Origin of the sequence: Ekhidna sp., assembly GCF_965228795.1 — a bacterium.
Classification (GTDB): domain Bacteria; phylum Bacteroidota; class Bacteroidia; order Cytophagales; family Cyclobacteriaceae; genus Ekhidna.
On the sequence record NZ_OZ245839.1, the window covers coordinates 1,648,147 to 1,662,469 of the forward strand.

3 protein-coding genes are annotated in these 14,323 nt (G+C 39.3%); 2 read left to right on the top strand and 1 reads right to left on the bottom strand.

All coding sequences use genetic code 11. The annotated features are described in order from the left end of the window. Nucleotides 1–55: 55 nt before the first annotated feature. Nucleotides 56–11,290 (top strand): T9SS type A sorting domain-containing protein, encoded by an 11,235-nt coding sequence (locus ACQK2H_RS07610; RefSeq protein ID WP_425390837.1) that lies wholly within the window; start codon nt 56–58, stop codon nt 11,288–11,290. A 3-nt stretch (nt 11,291–11,293) separates the two neighbouring features. On the opposite strand, the gene ACQK2H_RS07615 is transcribed toward ACQK2H_RS07610, so the two are convergent. Next, the gene (locus ACQK2H_RS07615; RefSeq protein WP_425390838.1) at nt 11,294–11,992 is read right to left on the bottom strand and encodes a 16S rRNA (uracil(1498)-N(3))-methyltransferase; all 699 of its coding nucleotides are present in this window, start codon (nt 11,990–11,992) and stop codon (nt 11,294–11,296) included. A gap of 139 nt (nt 11,993–12,131) precedes the next feature. On the opposite strand from ACQK2H_RS07615, the gene ACQK2H_RS07620 reads away from it, so the two are divergent. Further along, nucleotides 12,132–14,294, top strand: a complete 2,163-nt coding sequence (locus ACQK2H_RS07620) for a glutamine synthetase III (RefSeq protein ID WP_425390839.1) — start codon at nt 12,132–12,134, stop codon at nt 14,292–14,294. Nucleotides 14,295–14,323 lie beyond the last annotated feature (29 nt).

The window sequence follows — 14,323 nt, forward strand, 5'->3', positions numbered from 1 at the left end:
TTGGGATTACTTTTTTGAATTTTAATGTATAAACATCTGATTTATCTGAATGCGTATGCGTAAATTTTTACCATTAGTCATAGCTATATTTTTTGGAAATGACATTTTCGCCCAAAGTCCGGGTGGAGTCACGGCTGATTTACAGTTGTGGTATAAAGCGAACACTGGTGCAGAAGAAGCAAATGCAGACCCAGCCGAAGATGGTGATCCGGTTGAATTCTGGAGAGATCAATCAGGAAATGGATACGACGCTGAGCAAGGAACTAGTTCATTTAGGCCAATTCTGGATTTAACCAATACCATCAATGGCAATCCAGTATTCGTTTTTGACGGTAATGACGACTATTTTCCAATAAACTCATTGAACTATCCTGCAGTAACAACCCCTTCAGCAATTTCTGTTTTTGCCGTTCTTACGACAACTAATTCAGGTGAAGGAGTAATCCTCTCTTTTGATAGAAATGAATATTTCAGATTCGCAGGAGATCATAATAATGATGGTGGGTTTGGACTTAGTACAACTAATTCAAGTGGTACCGTTGACGACTTTAATGCTAACGGAACACCGGAGGATGATGGGATTCCACATATTTTAGGGGGTAGTTTTGATTCAGGTGTTTCAGGTGTCAACAAATTTTTATATTTCGATGGGACACTTGATAATTCAACAGATGCAGGGAATACCGCATTTGGAACAGGAACTACCAGATTTGGATTTATAGGGGTTGGTTCGGAAGCTAACACGTTTAATGGAAGCATCGGACCCACCAATTATTTAGATGGAAATCTTGCAGAGCTCATTTATTATTCCGATGCGCCAACCGCAACTGAACGTCAGCAGATTGAAACTTATTTAGCAATTAAATATGGCATCACGCTAAGTAGTGATACGGATGGTGATGCAACCGCATTTGAGGCTGGTGAAGGAGATTATCTGGCAGCAGATGGCATTACTGTCGTTTGGGATGCTGATGCAAATAGTGCCTATCATAATGATATAGCTGCTTTGGCTGAAGATGCTGATGCAGGGCTTTCTCAAAGTTCTTCCAAAAGTATAAACTCATCTGCTATACTCCGTGTCACCGATAATTCACTTTCGGAAAATGATTATCTAGTATGGGGACATAATAATGCGGGTTTTGCAAGTTCAGCATCAGCTTCAAGTTTTGATCGCCAACTTGATCAAGTGTGGAAACTTCAAATTACGGGGGCTACCAATAATGTAGATCAACTTGAGTTCGATTTAAATGCTGTTTCGGTATTGCCATCAAGCTCTTCAGATATTGCGCTTTTAATTGATGACAATGCATCCTTTAGTTCACCCATAGAAGTTTCAGGAACATTTTCAAGCAATGTTTTAACTCTGTCAAATGTGGATTTTTCATCATTTGCTGGTGATATATACATGACAGTTGCATTTACTTTACCAGTACCTGCGGGTGTTTCTAACAACCTTACCTTTTGGTTCAAGGGTGATGCGGGCACTGAGGAGGCGGCCTCTGATGCAACAGAAGATGGAGATTTAGTGCGTTTTTGGAGAGATCAATCAGGAAACGGATATGATGGAGAACAAAATGATTCTGGCGAAAGACCTACCTATGATGCCTCAAATACAATAAACAATAATCCGGTTATTTCTTTTAATGGATCTACACATTTGCCTATTGTAGACCTAAACTATGATTTAACAACTAATACTCTGGATGAATTTACCATTTATTCGATTGTTAAAAGCAGTCAGAACGATGAAGGTATTATCGTTTCTTTTGATCGATCTTCTTTTTTCAGATTCGCATTGAATCATAACGGAAGCGCAAATTATGGGTTAAGTACAAATGTAGAAGGAGCCCCGGACGAAACAGATGATAATAATGCTTCCAATTCAGCCTCAGATGGTGTTACTCATTTGATTGGGGCGAACTATTCAACTACTTCTGATGAAAAAAATCTTTTCTTCAATGGTTCAGTAGGAGATACCTATTCAGGTGCACATGGTGCTACAGGTGGGCTGCTTGGTGATTCGGGAGAGGTTCCAAGGTTTGGTTACATCGCTGCTAATTCTGAAGCGAGTACATTTAACGGAAATGATAATGGGGGTGGAATTGATGGAGGTATTGCAGAGATAATTTATTTTGAATCAATTCTATCTGCGACAGAAAGAAGTCAAATTGAATCTTATCTGGCTGTTAAATATGGAATCACATTAAGCTCAAATTATGTTGCTTCCAATGGCAGTACAATAATTTGGGATAATACAACAAATGCAGGTTACAACAATATGATAGCTGCAATTGGCCGTGATGTAGCAGGATCGTTAAACCAGTCACAATCTTTGAGCGAGAGCCCAAATGCCATTCTCACTGTTTTAGATGCTAGCCTAAATGACGGTGATTATTTCTTTTGGGGAAATGATGGTGCTGGCCTTGGAACAGTTACAAGTGGATCCGGTTCAAGAGACGCAAGATTTGAGAGAATTTGGAGATATCAGGTTACTGGGGCTACTACCAATATAGATCAATTAGATTTTGACCTTTCAAGTGTGATTATTAAACCTGATGCGATTGGTAATTATCGCTTGCTCTTAGACGATAATGCGTCATTCTCTTCACCAACCGAGTTTTCAGCCTCTTCTTTTGCAAACGACATTTTGACTTTTACTAACATCGACTTTTCAGGGGAGGTTTTCTTTGGAATTGCTTATGATCCGGATTTGGATAATGATGGCATATCAGATGCAAATGATTTAGATGATGATAATGATGGACTCCTGGATACTGACGAAGGAAGTGGCCTAATAGATACTGACAGTGATGGAATTGCAGATTCAAGAGATCTGGATAGTGATAATGATGGCATTGGAGATTTATATGAGTCAGGAGCGGAAGCTGATGCTGATGTAACTTCTATAGCTGCAACACTTGATATTAATGATGATGGGATGATAGACCTGTCGGTAAGTGTTGGCGCAAATGGGTACGCTGACATTCTTGAAACTGCTGTTGATAATGGTACCAGAAGTTTTACTATTAGTGACTCTGATTCAGCCGGACCTGTAGATTTCAGAGATCTTGATTCTGACAATAATGGAATATCCGACTTGGTAGAAAGTGGTAGAAGCACGAATATTGATACGGATGATGATGGCATATTTGAAGGAACTGATGCAGATCAGGATGGGGTACCGGATGAAGTAGACTCCAATAACGCCACTTTTGGATCAATTCTTAGTGCCAATGATCAGGATTCTGACGGAACACCTGACTTTAGGGATCTCGACAATGATGGTGATACAGTAGAAGACGTTGATGAAGTAGGTTTGACTGATACAACACCTGATGATGGAAGGCTGGATGGATCTACTGATAGTGATGGAGATGGGATATTGTTAGCCAGGGATGATGATGACGCAGTATACGGGCAAATAAATCTTGCTGATCTATTGTCAGGAAGTGGGACAGACTGGTATAGCTTCAGGAGTGGAGATTGGGACGATCCAGACAGTTGGACATTAGACCCGTCAGGTACAACCAGAGTAAACCCAAGCAGTTTAACTCCAAACAATTTCGTAGATAATGTTACCATACTAAATGGTGATGAGATGAACTTGAACTTTAATGGATTGGTGATTTCATCAATTACTATTAATGCCGGAGGAGTTGTGAATGTAGGAACCACCATAAATCACAATTTCAATTCAATATCCGGAGAAGGAACGATTAAAATAGCATCAGACGAATTTCCAGGAGGAGTTGCTACTGATTTTAACTCAAGCGCTGGAGGTACAGTGTCTTATGAGGATCAGAGTCCGGTAGCAGATTATGAATTAACAACTAATAGAACTTTCAATAATGTCATCATAAACTCTGCCTCTAACACTATTGTCTTAAAGGCTGATTATACCTTAAATGGCGATTTGAATGTTAATTCTGGAACACTTCAGATTAACGATAATACGTCAGATAGCTTTACAGATAATACCACTCCTCTTAATATTCAAGTGAATGGGGATTTTACAGTAGGTGCTTCAGGAGCTGTAACAACAGGAAATGTGGATGCTTCTTCAGAAATTGGCACAAGTGAAGTCTTCACTTTTCATCAACTTGAGCTATTGGGTGATTTTATAAATAATGGATCAGTAACTTTCACAAATCTAAGTCCAACCTCCATCGCTGATGGAAGATATAGGGACAAATATCCGACAGCAGCCGACGCTGATAATAATACGGGAACAAATGATATTCCGAGTGCAGAATTTGGTGTGGTAGAAGTGTTATTCACAAATGATTCTGAAGATCAATTGGTTACGTTAAATGGTACGACTGATTTTTACAGAATTGAAGTGGCAAAAGGAACAAGTCAGACATTTAAAGCAGAATTTAATGCAAGTTCTTCATCAAACTTCAGACTGCTAGGAAGGATTGCTATGGATCAGAGTGATGATTCTGGTGATACACCAAATATTGATAATCATAGAGCTCTAGGTTTGGAAGCTGGAATCCTTAAACTAGGGGACAATATAGTTATCGATCAAATTGCAAAAGAAGATAACAATGGGTCTGACCCTTCAACACAGGGAGGAAATAGAAACTATATCATTGACCTGGATGCTCAGTTATGGCTGGCGAGCAACTCCCACATTACAAAATCCAATGATTGGGGAATTCATCCATTTGGAAAGCTAAAAGTCTCTGATAATGCTACATTAACTTTTACGGGTACAGGTCAAAGAACAATACTTGTTGATAATCAAGGTGTTTTTGAAATGACCGGTGGAACAGTAGATATCACTCAATATAGAAATAAGACTGGTTCTGATGGCGCACCACGAGGATCGTTTATAATGACTGGCGGTACTTTAAACGTAGGGCAAGGTGGTGCTGATGGAAACCATGCCATCTTCAGTGTGCCATGGGAAGATCAGAACTTTATCCTCAACGCAGCAGATGCTGCCAACCCTCCCGAGATAAACATTACCTTGGATGGAAATAGGGGCAAAGACAATGCGGCAATTCAAATTGGAGTGAAAGAAGGAAATTATAACGTTGCTGCAAGCGATATCAATATTATACATACATCCAATACAGACTATAAGATAGTTTCAACAGCTCCACTTTATAATCTCTCTTATAATAATTCAGGAACTGGAGAATTGATAATTTCTGATATCATTGATTCCAATGATCTCGGTCCTGGTGCTGGAGGTGTACTACCCGATGATAATTCTGGCACCACACCTTCACCTGCTCAATTCGCCCAACCATTAGTTCTTTCTAATGACCTTACAATTACGGACGGAAGATTAGATGCAAACAATGAAGATGTTACAGTTGGTAATCTCTTCACGATTATCAATGGGGGGGAATATGATCCTGGCGCTAATACAACATACTTTAATGGATCCTCACCAATTCAACAGATTAGACTAAATGGAACAACTCCACTTGTAGGGGGAGGATTTAATGACTTGGTTTTTACAGGTAGTGGAACCGAAAAAAGATTTGGGGGAGATTTAGCTACCGTCGTTGTGTTAGGGGATTTGACCATAGGTAGTGGGGTTACATTAAATGATAATGGAAAAATCATCGAAGTAAATGGTGATATAAGTAATTCAGGAATACATGAGACAGATTATACAAGTCCTGGGAGGATAGAGGTCACAGGAGGGTCTGCCTCTCACGAGATAGGGGGAGATGGAAATGGTCGTTTCGAAATTCTTACCATTGATGATGCCACTAATTCAGTTTCATTTATTGAAGACCAACAAATCGATAGTATTTTAAATCTTGAAAATGGAATCCTGGATATCGATATCCATCAATTAACGATTTCAAGCACTGCCTCAACACCTATCAGAGATGATTTAGGGGGAGTTGGAAACTTTGGGGCAACCAGATATATTCGAACAGCCGGTAACTCTTCGGATCAAGGAATTTCAATGTTTATTCAGTCAGATGCCGATGATTACTTATTTCCAATCGGGACCGACCAGGAGTCTGGTACCGATAAATATACTCCAGCAGAATTATCTATTTCAGGTACCAGTGGAGCGAATAGCGGATATGTTAAAATAAATGTAGCAGATGCTGTTTTACCAACTATTGAAGTTTCTGAAACTGACAAACTAACATTCTATTGGCGATTAAATCACAATGGATTCTCTTCAGATCCTTCAATTTCCTTAAGGTTTTACTATGATGATGAAGATATTACTGGTAATGAGAACCAGTACAATGGGGGCTATGTCCTTGATGAAGCGCCATTTACTCGAGTAGAAGAGGATGCAAATGATGACGATAGAAACTCAAACGAATTAGTATTTAATGGAACTTCCAACAATGGAGCATTTCCAGGTAATAGATTTACAATAGTAAATGCTAATTTCAGTGCTGCAGGAAGTAATGCATGGAATGGAGCACCTGAAATTTATTATAGCCGTGCCACGAATGGATCATGGTGGGAATGGCAGGATACACAACACTGGTCTACTGACCCTGTTAATCAGCACCTTGGAGCAGCAGCAAGTGATTATCCTCAAGCCGGAGATATTGCAGTAGTTGGAAGTGTCTATGTCGATGCGCTGGGATGCGATCCTTGTACCAATTCCGGAACAGGAAGACATCAAATACGAATAGACAATACAGTTGGTAACGTAACTGTGGCCCAACTCATTTTTGATTCTCAGGCTGGTGGTTCTGCACTGAATGTAACAGATATGTCACGTGTGAGAATAAGAGGAGGGTTTACTTTAGCTGCCGATAGAATAAGCGGTACTGGTGAACTGGTACAAGACGTTGGGACTGGACCCGAAACAGGTACAATTACTGGGGATCTTGGAGATTTTATCGAGGAGAAGAATAATGGATTTTTCTACTGGTTCCAAAGTGCCACTGATGTTACCATTACTGACAGGTTCCAGTTCCCAATTTTCAGAAGTTTTGGAGGAGGAGGAACACTAGACTTCTCACAAGATGTAACAGCCTTTGGTATAGTGGTTGATAATAACACCACCATGTCTATTTCTACTAATTGGACCATTGATAGCCTAGTTCAAATAGGATCTAACGGCGCGGGAACAATTGAATTCCCTAATGTTGGTTCCAATGTAACTCTTGAGACTGGAACCATTGTATATAGTAATGATCCGGGGAATAATATTAGTGTTGAAAACGCAGGAACAGATATTCATCGCCTGAAGGTTAATGAAAATATTGATTTGACAGATGGAACAGGTTTTGATTTGACTACAGCAGCAGGTGCTCAAGTTGAATTGGAAGTAAGTGGTGCTGGCACACATTCATTTATTAATAATACAGGTGTCGATGCTGATCTGTATAGGTTAATTGTTAATAAAGGAACAGATCAAACATCCTCCTTCACATTTGATGATAATTTTACATTAAGTGCCTCATCATCAGGGGTTAGTAAGGCAATTGAGCTGCAAAATGGAACATTGATATTAAATAATGCAAGCATTGATTTAGATGTAAATGAAGGAAGTGGTGATTTCATTATTCCTGCTACTTCAGCGTTAAATCTTCAGGCAGGAACAGTTAGAATGACAGCTTCGGGTTCAGGAAGTGGAAATGGATTGAGGCTTAATGGAAAAATATCCCTTAGTGGGGGCGATTTAGTTTTGGATGGTGGATCTGGAGCAAACAACTATATTGAATATGGTGCTGGCGGAGGAGCAGAAATTGAAATTACATCCGGAAATCTGGTGGTAGGTTCTCAATTACGCCGAAGCACTCTTTCGAATGATGGAGTGTTGAATTATTCGCAAAGTGGAGGCACAGCTGTTTTTGGAGTAAACGTAGCGCCAGAAGATAGTCGAGGAGTTTTTGAAGTTGTGAATACAGGGGTGGCAGGCACCAGTTCATTTAATTTAAGTGGAGCTTCCACTTCCTTTGCAATTGTGAATGCTCAATCATCACCTGATTTGGGTACGTTCATTATTGGAAGTGATGTAGATGTAAACATTACTACAGATCCGATTATAGATTTTGGGTATAATGGCATGGTGGCTGGAGTTACGGTCCAAAATGGATTAAATCAGACTTACGAGATTAATTCAGCGTCTCCAATTCCAAATATCAGAATAGATAATGCCAACTTTAACGCACCGACTTTAGCAATGGTGATTCAGCCTCTTACTATATCTAATAATCTGGAAATATTAAATGGAGGTACATTAATCTCTAATAATTTTAACCTTAATGTGAGTGGTGGATTTACCAATAACGGAACATACAGCCCGGGTACTAACACCACACTTTTCGATGGGATTACTCAACAAATATTAGGCTCAACTTCGACTACCTTTAATAATCTCCAGATAAACCCAACAACAAGTTTAACATTAAGCAATACTATTACAGTAAATGGAGATCTTGATATTCTTTCAGGACAATTGGATGATAATGGAAATAGAATCACACTGTTGGGAGATTTGAATGCCACTACAAATCAAGTGAGTGATGGCTCTGGGAATGGTGGCATCTCAATGGAAGGAGTGAGCGCACAAGACATCAATTTACCTGACGGGGTGGCCTCATTTGATAAGCTGATAATCAACAATTCTAATGGCGTAACTATTAGAGATAATGCAGGTTCCGCTGTTGAGGTATTGATTAATGATGAATTGGCATTAGATAATGGTGTGTTAAAGCTTGGAGATAATCGATTAATTTTTGATTCTGATGCCCAGGCAACAACTTCATCATCATTTGATGAAAATCGAATGATTTCAGTTAATGGAGTGAAAAAAAGTGATGGAGTTGAAAAAGAGTTCGTGGCTTCAGTTGACGCACCAACATTCGAAATTCCGGTAGGAACTCCAGGAAAATACACTCCAGTAACATTAGACGTAGATGACTCTGATGATCCTGGATCCATATTGGTTAAACCTATAAACGCTACTCATCCTTCTGCAACAGGAGCTGATGTTTTAAACTATTATTGGGTGGTAACAACTGACCCAACGACAGTCGCAAATTTTGCAGGAAGCATTTCATTCGAATACTTGGAAGAAGACGCCAACAACGCAGGTCAAAATGAAGCAACATGGGAAAACAACGCTACCAGACTGATAGCTCCAAACTGGTTCAAACCATCTGGTAATCTTGTTAATATCAGTACCAATACCATCACTTTTACGAATACAGATCTTTCTTCTTTTGGAGGAACAACATTCGATGGTGAATACACAATAGGTAATGATATCCCTGATGAACTTGCTCAGTACAGGTCAAACACAACCGGTATTTGGAACCTTGCTGGTAATTGGGACATAGATATAGACGGAGATGGTTTTGATGATGGAAATGGCATACCACAGCCTGGAACGATAGTAATTGTACGCGCTGCAGATGAAATAACTATGGATGCAGCTACCGATAATGATCAGAATGTTTTCAGCATTCAAATTGATGGCGTACTTGACGTTTCAGATTCTGATGGTCATAACTTTGGAGAAGTAAGTGGGACGGGAACGCTAAAATTGAGCAACTCAACTATTCCTGGTGGCAATTATGATTTGTTCTTCCTGACGAATGGTGGAGCACTTGAGCTATCAGGAGCAAGTAATTATACAATATCTCCCGACTTTGCCTCGGGAATAAGGGGGTTAACCATCTCGGGTGGTGGAACCAAAACACTTCCTGCTGTAACATTAAATATTGGCTCTGACGGAATTAATATTAATGATGGAGCTATTCTTGATAATTCGATAAACAATAATGATGCAACAGTAGCAGGTAATGTGAATATCAATAATGGAACATTCCTTCTAGGTAATTCAAGTGCTTCACTAAGTGCACAGAATTTCACAATAACTACTGGAACTTATACATCGGCAGGTGCACCTGTGGATTTATCTGGGGACCTTAATATCAATGGAGGTACTTTTAATGCTGGTAGCGGCGCTATAAATTTAGCAGGTGATTTCACTTTGGCGGGAGCGGCAACTTTCAATAATGGAAATGGTACAATTATCTTGGATGGAACTGGAAACCAGAATTTATCTGGCGATTTTTCAACTGAAGATTTCAATAATTTAACTGTCAATAAATCAACCGGAAATGTTATTCTGGCAGCTAGTTCTGTGGTCAACATTACCAATACCCTGACATTGAACGGAGGAAATATTAATACACAGGCTTCCGGTGCTTCTCTTCGACTCTTAAATGGCGTTGGTAGTGTGTCTCGAACTTCAGGGTTTATTGATGGTCCTCTTCAGGTTGACTTGAATGATGATGATGTATTCTCTTTCCCAGTAGGAAAAAGTAATACGTACAAACCAACTCAAATTGATATTCAAAATGGATCTCAGTCTGCTAACCCACTGACATGGGAAGTGGAGTATTATGCAGGTACGGCGGATGACTTTGCAAGTGGAGAGAATGATATTACGAGTATGTCAAGCATTGAAACCAATGCTGATCCGGATGAACAGGTTGTTTATATCAATTCTTCGGATTACTGGCGGATTGACTCTGGTGTAGGGTCAGCTACGCTTGATGCGATTACGATAGATATCAGCAATGTTGGTTTAAGTTCAGATGATATTAATGATCAGTTGTTGCAGGTAATGGTATGGGATGAAGCAGGTGGAGAATGGGATCACCTTGGAGGAATAAGCTCAGGAGTTCCAAGTGCGGCAAATGTTGTTTCTACTTTAACACAAAGCTTTAGTGAGAAGATATTTACCAGTGGAGCAGAATCCAGCACCGCCTTACCAGTAGAACTTATTTATTTCAATGGAATAGCGCAGGATAATGTAGTGACATTATCTTGGGAAACAGCTACTGAGATAAACAATGATTTCTTTGAGGTACAGCGATCACTTGATGGAATTTCTTTTGAGGTAATTGGAATTGTGGATGGAAATGGTAATTCAAGCGAATCGATTGAATACACATTCAAGGATGGAAATCCGTATTTAGGGCTTAATTACTACCGCTTACGCCAGGTAGATTTTGATGGTGCAGATGAATTGTTGCCAATTATTCAGGTAAGTAATGATTATCAACTGAAAGGAATTTTGATTTCCAGCTATCCGAATCCTACTCAGCAGGATAATCTAAATGTAAGAATTCAGACTGGTGACGATCACACACAAGTAAGTTTGAAAATAGTTGATATGTCAGGTAGGTCTTACGTCGAGACAGAATTCAATGGGGCATTGCTTATTGATGAGAAACTGACTGTAACTCGTAAAATGACACCAGGAATTTACTTCCTAATGGTTCAACAAGGATCCAATATCCAAAAACATAAAATTCTTATTAAGTAATTATTAATACTTATTGATGGAGTTAATGATGCAGCAGGCTACAAAGCCTGCTGTTTCTGTTCTAAGGGTGTTGTGGCCAAGCGAAACTGGCTTAAATCCTGATGATTTAGCGGAATCCACCTCAAACGGACTAAAGTCACCTTCCGGTCCTATCAGGATACAAATTGGATGCTTAGGTTTAACTAGGCCGGACACATAAGTATGCGTTTCATCCACATGAGCAATAAACCTTTGTTCCTCATCACAATTTGAAAGGAAGTCCTCCAATGTTACAATTTCATTAATCTGAATCAGGAATGGATTTCCTGACTGTTTCATGGCGCTGATCGCCTTTTTTTCCAGACGATCAAATCTCATTTTTTTTCTCTCGCTATGCTGAGTTTGAATGAAGGAAACCTCATCCACTCCGATTTCACTTAGCTTCTCAATTAACCATTCCATACGATCCATATTTTTAGTAGGAGCTATAGCTAAGTGTATTTTAAAATCTTTCGGTTGTTCCTTTTTCTTATCGATGATTTCAAATTCACATACTTTTTTTGAAATCAGGGTCAATTTTGATTCATAAACAGCTCCTTTTCCGTCAAATATCCTGATGTTGTCTCCAACTTTATGCCTTAGTACAAGTGCGCAATGTTTAGATTCTTCTTCTGGAAGAGTATTGGAACCTGATTCTATGTCTTTTTTGTAAAAAATGGTCACTTTGATAAAAAATTGAATCTAAAAAATCATTTATTTATGCAAATAGACTTTAATGTGGTTTAAAAATCATCCTTATCTAATCTATTTTGCAAAAATTCGTTAATTTTGGCGTTAAATTTATTTGAGAACAATATAAACCATGGCACAACTTAGACACCAAGCGCTTAATTTAGTTCAAACCAGAAAGAAGGTTGATGTAAAAGCACCTTCAAAACGCATCTCCGATTATTTTGGAGAAATGGCCTTTACAAAGGCTCAAATGCAGGCAACCCTCTCGCCTGAAGTATACAAAAGAATCACAGATTCAATCAAAAACAGAAAGAAAATTGATATTGATACCGCAGATGCAGTGGCATCAGCGGTAAAGAACTGGGCGCTTGAACGAGGAGTGACACATTATACACATTGGTTTCAACCATTGACCGGTGCAACTGCAGAAAAGCACGACTCCTTTTTTGATCCAAGTAAAGGAATCGAAAACTTTAAAGCAGAAGCACTTGTGCAGCAAGAGCCAGATGCATCATCTTTTCCAAACGGTGGAATTAGAAGCACATTCGAAGCACGAGGATATACCGCATGGGATCCTTCGTCACCCATTTTTATTTATGGCAAGACACTTTGTATTCCTACCATATTTGTTGCCTATACCGGAGAAGCCTTAGATCATAAGGCGCCATTATTAAAAGCATTAGAGGCCGTAGATCGTGCAGCAGTTAAGGTATGTCGTCTTTTTGATAGAAATATTTCCAAAGTGAGTGCTTCATTGGGGTGGGAGCAGGAATACTTTGTCGTAGATAAAGCTCTATACAATGCTCGCCCGGACCTTGTAATGGGAGGAAGAACGGTTTATGGTCACAATCCTGCCAGAGGTCAGCAATTAGACGATCATTATTTTGGATCCATTCCTAGCAGGATTTATGATTTCATGAAAGACTATGAGATCGAAGCTCATAAGTTGGGAATTCCATTAATGACCAGGCATAATGAGGTAGCTCCGGGACAGTACGAGGCTGCTCCAATGTATGGACCGGTAAATGAAGCCACTGATCAAAATCAGCTCTTGAAAGATGTGATGGAGAAGGTCGCCAATGAGCATGACCTACGCGTATTGTTTCATGAAAAGCCATTTGCAGGATTAAATGGAAGTGGAAAGCATAATAACTGGTCATTGGTAACTGATACTGGTGTAAACCTTTATCAACCGAGCAACAGTGCGAAAGACAACTTATTGTTTCTGACCTTTTTTGTAACCACAATTAAAGCAGTTCATGAGTACGCAGATATCCTACGATCGAGTATTGCGTCAGCTGGTAACGACTTTAGATTGGGAGCAAATGAAGCTCCACCTGCAATTATTTCGGTTTTTATTGGGTCAACCTTAACTAAGGTATTGGATAAGCTGGAGAAATCCGGTGACATTTTGCTTGAGAAAGGTGAGAACCTTTACATGAAATTAGGTATCGACCAGATCCCTCCGATTATACTTGATAATACGGACAGGAACAGGACTTCACCATTTGCATTTACGGGTAATAAATTTGAGTTCCGAGCAGTAGGATCAGATGCGAATGTTTCAGATCCTATGATGGTGCTGAATACCATTATGGCAGAGCAGCTTGCTGACTTTTATAAGAAAGTAAATAAGCTTATTGATGATGGAAGAGAAAAGAGACTGGCCATTATTGATGTGCTTCGTGATTACATCAAAGAGTCTAAGCCAATCCGATTTGAAGGTGATGGGTACTCTGATGAATGGGTCAAAGAAGCCACTAAGCGTAAGCTCTCGAATGAAAGAGAAACCCCGCGTGCATTAGATTTTTCAGTAACTGAAAAAGCTATCAAACTTTATGAAAAACATAAAGTGATGAGCAAGGTAGAAATTGAAGCAAGACATGAAATTCGCCTTGAAAACTACATCATGAAAGTACAAATAGAATCTAGAATGATGGGGGATATGGCTAGTAACATGATCATCCCAACTGCTACCAAATATCAATCTAAGCTGATTGAGAATGCGAAAGGTTTAAACGACCTTGGACTGGATGCTTCAGAGATTAAGAAGACAATCGAAGAAGTATCAACTCACATTAATAATGTAAGGAGGCTTGCCCATGAAATGACAGAAGAGCGTAAGCGAATTAATAAGATCGAAGATATCCGTGAAAGGGCGATAGAATATTGTGATAATGTTAAGAACAAGTATTTTGAGCCGTTGAGGTATGCGGTAGATAAGCTAGAGCTACTTGTTGATGACGAGGATTGGCCGCTTCCTAAATATAGAGAAATGTTGTTTTTAAGGTAATAGATAAATGAGTATTGAGAAGCCCCATC